Below are 14,556 nucleotides of genomic sequence, written 5' to 3'. Positions count from 1 at the left end.
GGGTGTCCAGCAGGCAGACAATCAAGCCGCTCGCCCGCTCGGCGCTTATCCCACCTGCGGGCCTTGTTCCGCGTTCGTGACACCCAGCCGCTCCCTCAGGAAGCGCTCCACGCGCAGTTCCACCAAGCCTGGAACCTCCAATGGGGCGGTGTGGGTGCCCTCGGAAATCATCAGGAGCTCGGAGGCCGGGATGCGCTCGGCCATCTTCCGGGACAGCCAGCCGGGGGTGAAGCGGTCCTTCTCGCCCGCCACGACCAGGGTGGGCACGTCCACGTGCTCCAGGTGGTCCTCCGCCGTGTGGTTCGCCAGTGAATCCAGGGTACGCACGAATACGACGGGGTCCATCCGGGCCAGGTGGGAGAAGTAGGGCGCCAGGTCGTTGCGCGCGATGAGCTCCGGGTTCATCTCCAGGCGGATGGCCAGCTGGATGACCCACTCGGTGGTGAGGGCCCCGTGCACGATGCGGGAGGTGTGACGGGGGAAGCGCTCCACCGCGGCGCGCAGGGTGGGGAACAGGCGCTTGAGCAGGGTGGAGTCGTGGAAGGTGTCCAGCGGCATGCCGTAGCTGCCACACACCAGCACCAGCCCCTCCACGCGGCGGGCGTAGCGGCGGTGGAACTCCAGGGCCACCTGCACGCCCATGGAGTGGCCGAAGAGGACGGCCTTCTCCATCCCCGCGGCGTCCATCACCCGCGCCAGGTCGTCGCAGGTGTAGGCCATGCCGATGCGGGTGCGGTCCGTGGGGACCGAGCTCTTGCCATGGCCCCGGTAGTGCCAGCGCAGCACCCGGTGGCGCCGGGCCAGATAGGGCAGCAGGTACTTCCACGCGAACCCGTCGCAGCCCAGGCCGTCGCACAGCACCATGGCGGGCGAGTGGTCTCCCCGGACCTGGAAGTAGAGGTCCGCCCCGTCGGGCACCCGCAGCGTGTCCTGGCGGAAGGAGGTCGTCCGCCCGTGGGCGCTCATGCCTCCACCTCGTCCGCGTCCAGGCCCTCGGGGAGGCCCTTGTCCAGCCCGTAGCGGGCGATCTTCAGGATGAGGTTGGAGCGGCTGATGCCCAGCTCGCGCGACAGCCGGCTCTTGTTGTAGCGGGTGCGCACCAGCCCCTGGTGGATCATCTCCTTCTCCAGCGACTCCACCGCCTCGTGCAGCTTGCCGTGCGCGCGCGGGGCGATGAAGGGCCCGCCGCCGGGGACGACGGTGTCGCGGATGCGGCTGGAGAGCAGCTCCGCGGGGATGACCTCCAGCTCGCCCCCCAGCACCAGCAGCCGCTCGATCTCGTTCTCCAGCTCGCGGATGTTCCCGGGCCACGCGTACGCGCCCAGGATGCCCAGGGCCTCCGGGGCGAGGCCCCGCGCGCGCTGGCCCTCGCGGTGGTGCTTGCGCAGGAAGTGGTCGATGAGGACGGGCAGGTCGTCCTTGCGCTCGCGCAGCGGGGGCAGCTGCAGGCGGATGACGTTGATGCGGTAGAAGAGGTCCTCCCGGAACTCGCCGCGCTTCACCAGTTCGCCCAGGTCCTTGTGGGTGGCGGCGATGACGCGCACGTCGACCTCGCGGGACTGGGTGCCGCCCACGGGCAGGAAGGTGCCCTCCTGGAGCACGCGCAGCAGCTTGACCTGGAGGGCCGGGGACATGTCGCCCACCTCGTCGAGGAAGAAGGTGCCCTGGTCCGCGACCTCGAAGAGGCCCTTCTTGTCCTTGAGCGCGCCGGTGAAGGAGCCCCGGGTGTGGCCGAAGAGGGCGCTCTCCAACAGGTTGTCGTTGAAGGCGGAGCAGTTCTGCACGACGAACGGCTTGTCCTTGCGCGGGCCGTTGTGGTGGATGGCGCGCGCCACCAGCTCCTTGCCCGTGCCGGACTCGCCGTTGATGAGGACGGTGGAGTCGGAGTGGGCCACCTTCTCCATCAGGCGGAACACCTCGTTCATCGCCCCGGAGCGCCCGATGATTTTTTCGAAGCGGTAGCGGTTGGACAGCTCGGAGGCCATGGACTGGATGGTCTCCTCCTTGCGAGTGAGCTCCACCTCCTGGTTGGCGATCTCCGTCACCGCGAACTCCAGGAGGTCCGACAGCTTGCTCAGCTCCGAGCCGTCCAGCACCGGCACGCGCTCCGCCGCGCCCTCCAGGTCCGGCAGCGCCCCCGGCGCGATGTCGCGCATCTTCGACAGCAGCACCTGTCCGTCCCCGGGCGTGAGCGGCTGCCGGGCGAAGCCCTCCACGAAGAGGAAGCCCTCGTAGTCGTTGCGGATGTAGAGCGGAGCTCCCACGATGGACAGGCGCAGGTGGCAGTCGTGGAAGAGCGAGCGGCGCAGGTTCTTGGCCGCCTTGAACTTCTCGTGCAGCACCCGCACCGACTGGGCACACCGCCGCATCCCCTCCCGAGCCCCCAGCGAGTGGCGGCAGAAGTCGTTGGGCGGCGGGATGAAGTCCCCGCGCTGCCAGTCGTGCACCAGCCCGTTGCGATCCGCGAACGACAGCTCCACCTGCCACCACTTGCGGATGACATCCCTCAACATGACAATGGTGTGCAGATTCTGATGCTTCTCGAAGTCCATCCCCGCGGTCCTCGCCCTGTTCTGGAACAGGACAATGGATCTACGGGGTTGTCTGAAATCAATCCAGCGGCTCTTGTCCGAATGACGGCGCTGTTCGCATACCCTGGTTCCCTGTGAGCGCACCCCCACATACACACAGCAGGGCAGGGCACGACGCCTCGGACGGTCATGACCATTCCCACCATGGGCACTCGCATGGGCACGGCCATTCGCACGGGCCCCGGAAGGGGGGGCTGGCGGAGGAGCGGCGCAAGGACCGGCGGCGGCTGCTGTTCGCGCTGGGGCTGACGGCCACCATCATGGTGGCGGAGGCGGTGGGAGGCTTCCTCACCAACTCGCTGGCGCTGCTCTCCGACGCCGGGCACATGCTGACGGACGTGTCCGCGATGATCCTGAGCCTGCTGGCGCTGTGGTTCGCCGGGCGGCCCGCGGACCTGAAGAAGACGTACGGCTACTACCGGATGGAGATCCTGAGCGCGCTGCTCAACGGGGTGCTGCTGCTGCTCATCACCGCCTTCATCCTGATGGAGGCCTGGCAGCGCGTGCGCACGCCGGCGCCGGTGGAGCTGGGGCCCATGGCGCTGGTGGCGGGCGTCGGCCTGGTCGCGAACCTGGCGGCGCTGGCCTTCCTGCACCAGACGCACTCCATGAACGTGCGCGGCGCGTTCCTGCACGTGCTGGGGGACACCCTGTCGTCGGTGGGCGTGCTGGTGGGCGCGGGCGTGATGTGGTGGACGGGCTGGTACGTGGTGGACCCCATCATCTCCGTGCTCATCTCCGTCATCATCGTCGTGGGCGCGATCCGCCTGGTGAAGGACGCGGTGGACGTGCTGCTGGAGGCGGTGCCCGCGCACGTGGACCTGGAGCAGGTGCGCACGCTCATGGGGAAGGTGCCGGGGGTCCAGGCGGTGCATGACCTGCACGTGTGGACCATCTCCAGCGGGATGTACGCGCTGTCGGCGCACCTGGTGGTGGCGGACCCCATGGTCTGCAACAACGACGACATCCTGTCGGCCGTGAAGCACGACCTCTTCGACCGCTTCGGCATCGACCACACCACCATCCAGATCGAGAGCGAGTCCTACGCCCACCTGGGCGAGGTGCACTGACGCTGCTTGCGAAAGGCGCGCGGGGCGGGGATCCTCGGCGGCTCCTATGAGCGTGCTGGACAAGGTGTTGTCGCTGCGGCCGGGCAACGTGGTGGCCCGGGTGGGCCCGGGCTCCCGGGTGCCCTTCCTGGATCCGCGCGAGTTGCTGCGGGCGCTGGAGTCCACGCCCACGGCGCTCGCGTGCCTGCCCGTGCTGGCCAAGGGCGCGCTGCCCGGCCTGCTGGGCGCGGCGCGGGCGGAGGACGCGGTGCTGGGGCTGGCGTGTCCGCACCCGCTGGCGGACCGGGGCGCTCCCGAGCGCTTCGTGCAGGCGGTGCACGCCGCCGCCCGGGAGGCGGAGCACACCCGGCCCCTGTTCCTCCAGGCCGGCCCCGTGCGGGTGAACTCCACGGACGCGGATGTGCTGGACGCGCTCCAGGACGGGCTCTTCCGGGTGGTGGACGCGGGCTTCGCGCTGGTGTCCCTGGACCTGTCGCGCCTCACCTCCTACGAGGCGGTGGAGGCGGTGAACGCGCTGGTGGGCCCGCTGAAGGAGCGCGAGCTCTCACTGGAGGTCTCCCCGCCCCAGGTGTCCGCGGGCGGGCTCCTGGACGCGTGCGGCACGCTGCTGGAGGGGCTCGCCCAGTGGCGGGTGCCGCCGCGCTTCCTGCGCGTGTCGGAGGCCCAGCTGGGGGAGGGCGAGGTGGACGTGGCGCTGCTGCGGCGGGTGGTGGAGGTGGCCGCGGAGAAGGGCGTGGCGGTGGCGGTGGGAGACGTGTCGGCGGGGCCCTCGCGCGGGGTCTCCAGCTACGTGGCCGTGGGCGTGCGCAAGGTGGACCGGGGAGGCCCGTTCGGGCCCCTGGCCCTGCGCGCCTTCGCGCCGGAGGTTCGCGAGCAGGTGGTGGCGCGGGCCCAGGCGGCGGGCATGCCGGCCGGGGAGCTCCTGTCGGTGCTGGAGGAGGGCCTGCCGCCCCTGACGCCCGCCTCGCGCGAGACGCTGGAGGCGCTGTCCTTCACGGAGGCCACGGAGGTGCTGTCGGCGCTGGGGGCGCACCGGTCGGCTGGGGTGGCGATGGCGTTCCTCGCGAAGGCGGGCGGGGACCTGGGCTAGAAGGGCGCCCATGCGCATCGTTGCAGGCAGCGCGAAGGGCCGGGCCCTGACAGGGCCCAAGCCGTCGTCCGGACACATCCGCCCCACGGCGGACCGGGTCCGTGAAACCATCTTCAACATGCTGGGCCAGTTCCTGGACGGCCAGGCGGTGCTGGACCTGTACGCGGGCACCGGCGCGCTGGGGCTGGAGGCCCTGTCGCGAGGCGCGGGCAGGCTGGTGCTGGTGGATCAGGACCGCGAGGCGCTGGCCCTGTGCCGCAAGAACACCGACGCGCTGGGCTTCGCGGCCCAGGTGTCCATCCTGGCGCAGCCCGTGGCCCGCGCGGTGGAGGCGCTGGGCAAGCAGGGGGAGCGCTTCGAGCTCGTCTTCGCGGATCCGCCCTACGCGGCGCGCGTGGTGGAGACGGTGCTGGAGGCGGTGGTGGCCGCGGGCGTCGTGGCGCCGGGGGGCACGGTGGTGGTGGAGCACGACAAGCGGGAAGCGGCCCCGGACGCCCATGCGGGGCTCGGCCGGGAGGACCAGCGCCGGTTCGGCGATACCCTGGTGAGCTTCTACCGGGCGCCGTGACGTGCCCTTGACCCGCCCCGTGGGCCGGCCGAGACTCCCCGACACCCATGCCGGTTGCCATCTATCCTGGTTCGTTTGATCCGCTCACCAACGGGCACCTGAGCCTCATCCAGCGCAGCCTGAAGATGTTCGACCGGCTCATCGTCGCCATCGCGGTGAACCCGAAGAAGACGCCCCTCTTCAGCCAGGAGGAGCGCATCGAGCTCATCCGCGACGCGGTGAAGGATCCCCGGGTGGAGGTGGATTCCTTCCACGGCCTGCTCGTGGACTACGTGCACCAGCGCAACGTGAGCGTCGTCATCCGGGGGCTGCGCGCGGTGTCGGACTTCGAATACGAGTTCCAGCTGGCGAACATGAACCGCAAGCTGGCGCCGGACATCGACACGGTCTTCATGATGACGGGGGAGGACTACTTCTACATCTCCTCGCAGCTGGTCCGGGAGGTCGCGACCTTCGGAGGGAACGTGGAGGGGCTCGTCCCCCCGAACGTCTACGCGGGCCTGAAGAAGAAGTTCGGTCCCAAGCCCTAAGGCAGGCGGGCAACGCAGCGCGGCCGAAGGGCTTGTCCGCTCCGGGACTTCCGCGCTACGCATCAAGGCATGAAACTCGCCCGCCGGCTGCAAGCCATCAAGCCTTCCGCCACCCTGGCCCTCAACGCGCGCGCCAAGGCGCTCGCCGCGAAGGGGGAGGACGTGGTGGTGCTCGCCGCCGGCGAGCCGGACTTCGACACGCCGGAGTTCGTGAAGCAGGCGGCCATCGAAGCGCTCCGCTCGGGCTTCACCAAGTACACGGCCACCGCGGGCATGCCGGAGCTGCGTGAGGCCATCTGCCGCAAGCTGGAGAAGGACAACGGGCTGAAGTACGCGCCGGATCAGGTGGTGGTGACGGCGGGTGGCAAGCAGTCGCTCTACAACTGCTTCCAGGCGCTGCTGGATGAAGGCGACGAGGTCCTCGTCTTCGCGCCGTACTGGGTGAGCTACCCGGACATGGTGCACCTGGCGGGCGGCACGCCGGTCATCGTCCCCACGCGCGAGGAGGACGGCTACGCGCCGGACCCCGCGGCCATCCGCCGCGCGCTCACCCCCCGCACGCGCGCCATCGTGCTCAACAGCCCGGCCAACCCCACGGGCGCGGTGTACTCGCGCGCCACGCTGGAGGGCATCGCGGACGCGGTGCGCGGCCACGACTGCCTCCTCATCACCGACGACATGTACGAGAAGCTCCTCTACACGGGGGAGGCGTTCCTCAACATCGGCAACGTGGCGCCGGACCTGGTGCCCCGGCTCGTCGTGTCCAACGGCCTGTCCAAGTCCTACGCGATGACGGGCTGGCGGTTGGGCTACGCGGCGGGGCCCAAGGCGCTCATCTCCGGCATGCAGCTGGTGCAGGACCAGTCCACCTCCAACGCGTCCTCCATCACCCAGAAGGCGGCGCTGGCGGCGCTCAACGGCCCGCCCGATACCATCACCGCGATGGTGAACGAGTACCGCGAGCGCAGGGACCTGTTCGTCGCGGGGCTCAACGCCATCGACGGCATCCGCTGCCGAATGCCGGAGGGGGCCTTCTACGCGATGGCGGACGTGCGCGCGCTCCTGGGCCGCTCGTACAAGGGCACGCCGCTCACCAGCTCGCTCCAGCTCTCCGAGGTCCTGCTCAACGACTTCCTCGTGGCGGCGGTGCCGGGTGATCCGTTCGGGGCCCCGGGCTACATCCGCATGAGCTTCGTCACCTCGCGGGAGGTGCTCCAGAAGGGCCTCAAGCGGCTGCGTGAGTTCGTCGCGGCGCTGAGCTGATCCGCGGTGCGCGCGTAGGGGGGATGGGCGGGGATGCCCATCCGCCCGTCTCGTCCGGCATCAGTCGGTGTAGGCGAAGGCGCGCCAGCTCAGGTCCTGGCTGCCGCGGAAGAGGAAGATGGCCGCGTGGCCGGACAGGTTGCCCACGGCGGCCCAGGTGTCCTTGAGCGCGCGCGGGTCCAGCCCCAGGCGCGCGGGCGGCTTGCCGTACTTCTTCTCCATCTCCGCGATGGGCAGCACTTCGATGTCGTAGAGCGTGATGAGGTCCGTGCGCCGCGCGCGCAGCTGCTTGACCCAGACCTGCACCAGCTCCTCGGGCGTGTTGTAGCGCTTGTCCTCGAGCTGGAACGGGTACGCCAGCTCCGCCGAGGCGTTGCGCACGTCGCCCGTCAGCAGGCTCTGGAAGAGGAAGCGCGCCTCCTGCTGGATGATCGCCCGCGCCATTCCCTCGGGGGACAGCTCCTCCTCCGTGGGCCGTGAGCCCTCGCGGCCCGGGGCCAGCTGGGCGCCCGCGCTGGACGGCGTGGGGGGCAGGGCCGGGGCCCGGGTCGTGGCGGGAGCGGGCGCCGGGGGCGTGACCGCGGTGGCTGGCGGCGGCGTGGGGGCGGCGGCTGGAGGCGTGGCGGCGGCTGGAGGCGTGGCGGCGGCTGTTGGCGCCTTGCGCTGGGGAGGAGGCGGCGCGGCGGGCGCTGGCGCGGGCTCGCCGGCGGGTTTCTCCGCGGGGGCCTGGATGGCCGCCGGAGGAGGTGCGGCCGCGGGGGTTGGGGCAGGCGCTTCAGGGGCGGGCGGAGTGGCCGGAGCGGTGTCCTGGGCGAGGGCGGGCGCGGAGAAGAGGACGAGCAGGGCCAGGGGCCAGCGACGCATGGAACCTCCGGAAGGAAGCGCGGGAGCGTAGCAGAGGACCCGGAGCGGGTCCCCGACCGAGCGGGCGCCGGACAGGATACTCGGATGCCACAACGCACCGCGTGCATGTGGCGGCGGACGTTGGTATGGGGGGCGCCCGATGCCCAAGCGTACCGATATCCGGAAGGTTCTCGTGATTGGCTCGGGCCCGATTGTCATCGGGCAGGCCGTCGAGTTCGACTACTCAGGCACCCAGGCGATCAAGGCGCTTCGGGACGAGGGCGTGGAGGTGGTGCTGCTCAACAGCAACCCCGCCACGGTGATGACGGACCCTGAGTTCGCCCACCGTACCTACATTGAACCCATCACCGTGGAGGCGGCGGAGAAGATCCTCGCCGCCGAGCGCCCTGACTCCCTGCTGCCGACGATGGGCGGGCAGACGGCGCTCAACCTGGCGAAGGCGCTCGCCGAGCGGGGCATCCTGGAGAAGTACGGGGTGCGGCTCATCGGCGCGTCGCTGGAGGCCATCAACAAGGCGGAGGACCGTCAGCTCTTCAAGGCGGCCATGCAGAAGATTGGCGTCGCGCTGCCCAAGAGCGGCTACGCGACGACGCTCACGGACGCGATGGCGCTGGTGGAGGAGATCGGCTTCCCGGCCATCATCCGTCCCTCCTTCACGCTGGGTGGAACGGGCGGTGGCATCGCGTACAACCGCGAGGAGTTCGAGGCCATCTGCCGCTCCGGCCTGAAGGCGAGCCCCACCTCCACCATCCTCGTGGAGGAGAGCGTCCTCGGGTGGAAGGAGTACGAGCTGGAGGTGGTCCGCGACTCCGCGGACAACGTCATCATCATCTGCTCCATCGAGAACCTGGATCCGATGGGCGTGCACACCGGTGACTCCATCACCGTGGCGCCCGCGCAGACCCTGACGGACCGCGAGTATCAGCGCATGCGTCAGGCGTCGCTGGCCATCATCCGCGAGATTGGCGTCGACACGGGCGGCTCGAACATCCAGTTCGGCATCCACCCGCGGGACGGGCGGATGGTCGTCATCGAAATGAACCCGCGCGTGTCTCGCTCCAGCGCGCTGGCGTCCAAGGCGACGGGCTACCCCATCGCGAAGGTCGCCGCGAAGCTGGCGCTGGGCTACACGCTGGACGAGCTGCGCAACGACATCACCCGCGACACGCCGGCCTCCTTCGAGCCGACGCTGGACTATGTGGTGGTGAAGGTGCCGCGCTTCAACTTCGAGAAGTTCCCGAAGGCGGACCGCACGCTGACGACGAGCATGCGTTCGGTGGGCGAGGTGATGGCGATTGGCCGCACCTTCCCCGAGGCGTACATGAAGGCGCTGCGCTCCATGGAGCTGGGGCGGGTGGGCCTGGAGTCGCCGGAGCTGCCGCAGGAGAAGGAAGAGCGGGAGAAGGTGCTGCGCGAGGGCCTGCGCGTTCCCCGTCCGGAGCGCCCGTGGTTCGTGGCGCAGGCGTTCCGCGAGGGGATGACGGTGGAGCAGGTCCACCAGCTGTCCGCCATCGACCCGTGGTTCCTGCGGCACATCGAGGCGCTGGTGCACGAGGCGCAGTCGCTGGCGGACATCGGCCGGTTGGATCACCTGGCGGACGACGTCCTTCGGCAGGCGAAGGCGCACGGCTTCTCCGACAAGTACCTGGGCAACCTGATGGGCTACCCGGAGGCGGAGGTGCGGGCGCACCGGCACGCGCGCGGCATCCGGCCGGTGTTCAAGCGGGTGGACACCTGCGCCGCGGAGTTCGAGGCGTACACGCCCTACCTGTACTCCACGTACGAGGAAGAGGACGAGGCGCCCCCCACGGACCGGCAGAAGGTGCTCATCCTGGGCAGCGGCCCCATCCGCATCGGCCAGGGCATCGAGTTCGACTATGCGTGCGTGCACGCGGCCTTCGCGCTGCGCGAGGCCGGGTACGAGACGGTGATGGTCAACTGCAACCCGGAGACGGTGTCCACGGACTACGACACGTCTGACCGCCTCTACTTCGAGCCGCTGACGATCGAGGACGTGCTGGAGGTGTCCCAGCGCGAGAAGCCGGTGGGCGCCATCGTGCAGTTCGGCGGCCAGACGCCGCTGCGCCTGAGCGTACCGTTGGAGCTCGCGGGCCTGCCCATCCTGGGCACGTCGCCGGAGGCCATCGACCGGGCGGAGGACCGCGAGAAGTTCTCGAAGCTGATCGAGAAGCTGGGCCTGCGGCAGCCGGAGAACGGGGTGGCGCGCAGCCACGCGGAGGCCTTCAAGGTGGCCGAGCGGATTGGCTACCCGGTGATGGTGCGGCCTTCGTACGTGTTGGGCGGCCGGGCGATGGAGACGGTCTACGACGCGTCGAGCCTGGAGCGCTACATGCGCGAGGCGGTGAGCGCGTCGCCGGAGCACCCGGTGCTCATCGACCGCTTCCTGAAGGACGCCATCGAGGTGGACCTGGACCTGGTCGCGGACCGCACGGGGCAGGTGCTGATTGGCGGCGTGCTGGAGCACATCCAGGAGGCGGGGGTGCACTCGGGTGACGCGGCGGCGACGCTGCCGCCGCACTCGCTGTCGCCGGACCTGGTGGAGCGGATGAAGGACCAGGCCATCTCCATGGCGCGCGAGCTGGGCGTGGTGGGGCTGATGAACGTGCAGTTCGCCATCCAGGGGAAGAACATCTACATCCTGGAAGTGAACCCGCGCGCGAGCCGCACGGTGCCGTTCATCTCCAAGGCGACGGGCATGCCGATGGCGAAGATCGCGGCGCTCTGCATGGTGGGCAAGACGCTGAAGGAGCTGGGCCGCACGGAGGAGCCGGAGTTCAAGCACGTGGCGGTGAAGGAGAGCGTCTTCCCGTTCGCGCGCTTCGCCGGGGTGGACGTGATCCTGGGCCCGGAGATGAAGTCGACGGGCGAGGTGATGGGGATCGCGGAGGACTACGCGTCCGCGTTCGCGAAGAGCCAGCTGGCGGCCGGGGTGAAGCTGCCCAAGGCGGGGCGGGTGTTCATCTCCGTGAAGGACGAGGACAAGCCGGCGGTGGTGGACCTGGCGCGGCGGCTGCGGTCGCTGGGCTTCAGCCTGACGGCGACGGCGGGGACGCACGACTACCTGCAGACGAAGGGCATCGAGTCGCAGCGGGTGCAGAAGGTGAAGGAAGGCCGGCCGAACATCGTCGACAAGATTGTCGACGGGGAGATCGTGCTGGTCATCAACACCACCTTCGGCAAGCAGGAGATCTCGGACAGCTTCTCCATTCGCCGTGAGTCGTTGATGCACTCGGTGCCGTACTACACGACGGTGCAGGCGGCGCGCATGGCGGTGGGGGCGCTGGAGTCGCTGAAGCGCTCGGACCTCGCGGTGAAGCCGCTGCAGGACTACCTGTACGGCGAGAACGGCGTTCCTCCAGCGCGCCGGTAGGGCAGGGCGCCTCTGGGGCGCCGCCGTGGAGGCGGCGCCCCACTGCTTGTCGATGCGCCTGACGGACCCTCAGGAGCAACAGCGGCGGAGGAGTTACTCCCGTCTCTCCACTGCAATCCGACGGCATACCGATACCTTCTCTGAGTTCTCGCCTGTTCGAAGGGCGCAATGCGTTCGGCCTCTGTCAATTCTCGATGGGGGCTCCACGGATGGGGCGTTGTCTTATCGGTGGGTTCATCCCGAATGGGATGACCGAACAGCTCACGCTTGGCGTGTATGTGCCCTTCGGAGAGGAGCGCGGGTTCCGGATCGCGAATTCGCCGCGAGCGTCTGTCAATCCAGGCGCTGCGGGAGCGTGACGGCGCCAGGGCGATGGATGGCAGCGGGGGCCGTCCTACGCCTACAGTGGATCAAGTCCCAACCGCGCAAGCGTGCCGTCTCGATGAGAGAGTCATGGGTGCTGCCACGATGCGGGAGTCCGCAAGGTTGGATGGCGTGCAGATTGTGGAGTTGATGTCGGGTGTGTTGCTTGTGTCTTGTTTGTTGGACTGGGGGTTGAATGAAAAAGCTTGAGATTGTGGATGATTCACATCTGGAGCGAATGACGGAGTTCATTCGAGAGAAGTCGGCCTTGATTCTCGAGCACAGGTTTTATCGGATGGGCAGGTCGCCGGAGGCGTTTGTTTTCTACTTCGCCGATGACTTGGTGGAGTACATCAAGGAGAAAGGCCGGCCGGGAGATCGCTTCTACTATTGGGCGTTCGAGACGGTGTGCACGGATGATGCAATGGAATTCGCGGCCGTCGTTCCAGATGCATCTGGGGCTCCTCCTCCGGGAGAGAGCAGCTTTTGATTCTTTCGGTTGGGGGCTGAGGGGCGACTGCTGTCTGGCGACGGGTTTCAACGGCGCCTGATGGTGGTCGTCCAGCAGCGGTGTTTCGTCGAGGAGGACTTCTTTTTTGAGGTCCGCGGTGCCCAGGGGACGCGACCGATTCGTATGAAGGGGCGGCAGGTCGCGAGGGGAATGGTTCCCTGTCAGGATGCGTCATGGGTGGGGGTCCCGCCCGTTGGGGTGAGTTTCCTTCATGATGTTCTTCCTTCCACTGGGCGTGGATGGCGCGACGTTGGATCGTCGCCCCTGGGTGTCCGTCTCCATCGCGGCGGTCTGTGTCGTCGCCTTCTTCGTGACCTGGGTGGTTCCAGCGAACCCGACGGGCGTGAGCGAGCGTGAGCTCGTCGAGCTGATTCGGGAAACCGCCGAACACCCCCAACTGGAGCTGGCCCCGGGCTGCAACGCCCTGCTCAGTGAGCAGGGCAAGGAGCTGATCACCCAGCTGCGCTCCCGGGCGAAGGCTCCGAGCCCGCGCGTGGACGTCGCGGCGCTCCAGGCGCGGCTCGACGCCCACTGTCAGCAGGTCCTGGAGCGCAAGGATTCGCACCTGCTCCAGCGCCTGGGGCTGGTGCCCGCACGGGGCGTGCTTCAATGGGGCTGGCTGACGTACATGTTCCTGCACCTCGGCTGGATGCACCTGCTGGGGAACATGCTGTTCTTCTATGTCGTGGGGCTGCTGCTCGAGGACGTCTGGGGGCGGCCGCTGTTCGCCGGCTTCTACGTCGCGGGCGGACTGGTGGCGGCGATGGCCCACTTCACGCTCGATCCCCGCTCGGAGACGTTGATGGTCGGCGCCTCCGGTGCGGTGGCCGCCTGCATGGGCGCATTCTGTCTGCGCTTCGCCACGCGCAAGGTCCGCGTGGGCTACCTCATCTGGCTGCTGCGCATCTGGCGCGGCACCTTCGGCGTCCCCGGGTGGGCCTGGGCGGGGCTGTGGTTCGGCAACGAAGTGCTCGATTTCGTCCTCTGGGGGAACAACACGGGCGTCGCGGTGATGGCCCACATCGGCGGGTTTGTCTTTGGCTTCTGCGCGGCCAGTGCGCTGCGCATCACCCATCTGGAGGAGCGCTTCGTCGCACCCGCCATCGCCGCGCGCGAGGGGGGCTGGGTCGCGGATCCTCGCCTGGTGGAGGCCCAGAGCTCGCTCGAGAACGGCGACCGCGAGAAGGCGCGCGCGGGCATCCTCCGTGTGCTGGGGGGCCAGCCCGACAACACGGAGGCATTGCTCACGCTGGGGCGGATGGAGCTGGAGGACGGCAAGGATGCGTCCGGTGCCGCGAAGGTGGAGAAGGCGCTCCAGTTGCTCGTGGCTCGCGAGACACCCGAGCCCATCTGGCAGGCCGTGGAGTTGCTCGGCCCGCTGCTTCCCTTGGATCGCCTGCGTCCCGGAGTCGCATGGCGGGTCGCGCAGGTGCTGGAAGTGGAGGGCGCCTCCTTCTCCGCCCTCCGCATGGCCGAACCCCTGTACGCCGTGGCTGGCAAGGGCAGCGGCATCATGGCGGTACGGGCCTTGATTCGCGCGGCGGAGTTGCGTCTTGCGGGCCGTGAGGAGCCGGCGCGGGCACTCGAATATCTGTCGCGGGCGAAGGTGCTGGCGACCGGCGATGCTTCGGCATTGGCGGAGCGCGTGGGGCAGCTCGAGTCGGAGGTCACTCGGATGGAGGCGCGGCTGAGGGACCGCGGCATCACTCTGGACACGGAGGCTGCCACACCGAGAGCACGCGCCATCGCGGCCCAAGCGCCCGCGATGCCCGGAGGCTCGACGATGCCTCCTCGCATCATCCCCTGTCGCATCCTCAGCCTGTCCGACAAGGCATTGATGGTGGAGGCCCGCGGCGGTCAGCGCAGGTCGCTGTCCGTCACCGAGATCCTGGCCGTGGCCGTGGGCATGTTGCCGGCAGCCGTCCCCGAGGGCGCCGCCCCCCGGCAGACAGTGCTCACCGACCTCGTGGTGTCGTGGGGCGACACGACCCAAGGCCCGACCGTGCTGCGCGTCCCGGCCGCCGGGCTCGGGCTTCCGGAGCGGTATCCCGGTGTCTCTCCGCGCGAGGCCTATGCGCGTTTCCTGTCGGAGCTGCTGGAGCACACGAACGCCAGCGCCATGCCCGACGCGCCGACGCTGGCCGAAGGTCGCTATCCGCGCTTCGACAGCGAAGGCCGGCTCACGCATCACTATTACGGCCAGGGGCCCGCGGACGCGTAGCCGGCCGACGGTCCTTCGCGGACCTCTCCCGTCAACACCTGCTCATGGACGAACCGCGCGGCCCCCGCGGCCCCCGCTTCTGTTCAGCACCGTC

At 69.2% G+C, this 14,556-nt stretch carries 11 protein-coding genes; 8 read left to right on the top strand and 3 right to left on the bottom strand.

Annotated elements, in window-relative coordinates; all coding sequences use genetic code 11:
- Positions 1–45 precede the first annotated feature (45 nt).
- The gene (locus tag GTY96_RS29030) at positions 46–966 is read right to left on the bottom strand and encodes an alpha/beta fold hydrolase (protein ID WP_143909054.1); all 921 of its coding nucleotides are present in this window, start codon (positions 964–966) and stop codon (positions 46–48) included.
- Complete coding sequence (locus GTY96_RS29025) at positions 963–2,552, bottom strand: sigma 54-interacting transcriptional regulator (RefSeq protein ID WP_161666438.1); 1,590 nt, start codon at positions 2,550–2,552, stop codon at positions 963–965. The genes GTY96_RS29030 and GTY96_RS29025 overlap by 4 nt, the downstream gene beginning before the upstream one ends.
- Positions 2,553–2,665: 113 nt before the next feature.
- Between GTY96_RS29025 and GTY96_RS29020 the strand changes: the two genes are divergently transcribed.
- The 5 genes from GTY96_RS29020 to GTY96_RS29000 all read left to right on the top strand — a co-directional run bounded on the left by GTY96_RS29020 (position 2,666) and on the right by GTY96_RS29000 (position 7,112).
- Positions 2,666–3,661, top strand: a complete 996-nt coding sequence (locus GTY96_RS29020) for a cation diffusion facilitator family transporter (protein ID WP_143909059.1) — start codon at positions 2,666–2,668, stop codon at positions 3,659–3,661.
- Positions 3,662–3,707: 46 nt separating this feature from the next.
- A complete protein-coding gene (locus GTY96_RS29015) occupies positions 3,708–4,751 on the top strand; it encodes a hypothetical protein (RefSeq protein ID WP_143909061.1) in 1,044 nt (347 codons plus the stop codon).
- Between the two features lie 10 nt (positions 4,752–4,761).
- Positions 4,762–5,319: a 16S rRNA (guanine(966)-N(2))-methyltransferase RsmD gene (gene rsmD, locus GTY96_RS29010; protein ID WP_143909063.1), complete on the top strand. Its 558-nt coding sequence runs from the start codon at positions 4,762–4,764 to the stop codon at positions 5,317–5,319.
- Positions 5,320–5,366: 47 nt separating this feature from the next.
- The gene (coaD, locus tag GTY96_RS29005) at positions 5,367–5,849 is read left to right on the top strand and encodes a pantetheine-phosphate adenylyltransferase (protein WP_143909065.1); all 483 of its coding nucleotides are present in this window, start codon (positions 5,367–5,369) and stop codon (positions 5,847–5,849) included.
- A 69-nt stretch (positions 5,850–5,918) separates the two neighbouring features.
- Positions 5,919–7,112, top strand: coding sequence for a pyridoxal phosphate-dependent aminotransferase (locus tag GTY96_RS29000; protein WP_161666437.1), 1,194 nt, complete (start codon positions 5,919–5,921; stop codon positions 7,110–7,112).
- Between the two features lie 60 nt (positions 7,113–7,172).
- Here GTY96_RS29000 and GTY96_RS28995 read toward each other — a convergent pair whose 3' ends face one another.
- On the bottom strand, positions 7,173–7,976 hold the full coding sequence (locus GTY96_RS28995; RefSeq protein WP_161666436.1) for a hypothetical protein: 804 nt from the start codon (positions 7,974–7,976) through the stop codon (positions 7,173–7,175).
- A 139-nt stretch (positions 7,977–8,115) separates the two neighbouring features.
- On the opposite strand from GTY96_RS28995, the gene carB reads away from it, so the two are divergent.
- The 3 genes from carB (at position 8,116) to GTY96_RS28980 (ending at position 14,462) form a co-directional block, all read left to right on the top strand.
- The gene (carB, locus tag GTY96_RS28990; RefSeq protein WP_161666435.1) at positions 8,116–11,367 is read left to right on the top strand and encodes a carbamoyl-phosphate synthase large subunit; all 3,252 of its coding nucleotides are present in this window, start codon (positions 8,116–8,118) and stop codon (positions 11,365–11,367) included.
- A 559-nt stretch (positions 11,368–11,926) separates the two neighbouring features.
- Entirely contained in the window at positions 11,927–12,220 is a 294-nt protein-coding gene (locus GTY96_RS28985) for a hypothetical protein (protein WP_161666434.1), read from the top strand.
- A gap of 232 nt (positions 12,221–12,452) precedes the next feature.
- On the top strand, positions 12,453–14,462 hold the full coding sequence (locus GTY96_RS28980) for a rhomboid family intramembrane serine protease (RefSeq protein WP_161666433.1): 2,010 nt from the start codon (positions 12,453–12,455) through the stop codon (positions 14,460–14,462).
- The last annotated feature ends 94 nt before the right edge of the window (positions 14,463–14,556 follow it).

This window comes from Corallococcus silvisoli (genome assembly GCF_009909145.1).
Taxonomy (GTDB): Bacteria; Myxococcota; Myxococcia; order Myxococcales; family Myxococcaceae; genus Corallococcus; species Corallococcus silvisoli.
The sequence above is the reverse complement of the archived record's forward strand: the minus strand, read 5'-3'. Positions and strand labels throughout refer to the sequence as shown.

Excerpts from the sequence above, each read along its gene's own strand:
- GTY96_RS29030 (WP_143909054.1), bottom strand. The coding sequence starts at position 966 with ATGAGCGCCCACGGGCGGACGACCTCCTTCCGCCAGGACACGCTGCGG.
- GTY96_RS29025 (WP_161666438.1), bottom strand. The coding sequence starts at position 2,552 with ATGGACTTCGAGAAGCATCAGAATCTGCACACCATTGTCATGTTGAGG.
- GTY96_RS29015 (WP_143909061.1), top strand. The coding sequence starts at position 3,708 with ATGAGCGTGCTGGACAAGGTGTTGTCGCTGCGGCCGGGCAACGTGGTG.
- rsmD (WP_143909063.1), top strand. The coding sequence starts at position 4,762 with ATGCGCATCGTTGCAGGCAGCGCGAAGGGCCGGGCCCTGACAGGGCCC.
- coaD (WP_143909065.1), top strand. The coding sequence starts at position 5,367 with ATGCCGGTTGCCATCTATCCTGGTTCGTTTGATCCGCTCACCAACGGG.
- GTY96_RS29000 (WP_161666437.1), top strand. The coding sequence starts at position 5,919 with ATGAAACTCGCCCGCCGGCTGCAAGCCATCAAGCCTTCCGCCACCCTG.
- GTY96_RS28995 (WP_161666436.1), bottom strand. The coding sequence starts at position 7,976 with ATGCGTCGCTGGCCCCTGGCCCTGCTCGTCCTCTTCTCCGCGCCCGCC.
- carB (WP_161666435.1), top strand. The coding sequence starts at position 8,116 with ATGCCCAAGCGTACCGATATCCGGAAGGTTCTCGTGATTGGCTCGGGC.
- GTY96_RS28985 (WP_161666434.1), top strand. The coding sequence starts at position 11,927 with ATGAAAAAGCTTGAGATTGTGGATGATTCACATCTGGAGCGAATGACG.
- GTY96_RS28980 (WP_161666433.1), top strand. The coding sequence starts at position 12,453 with ATGATGTTCTTCCTTCCACTGGGCGTGGATGGCGCGACGTTGGATCGT.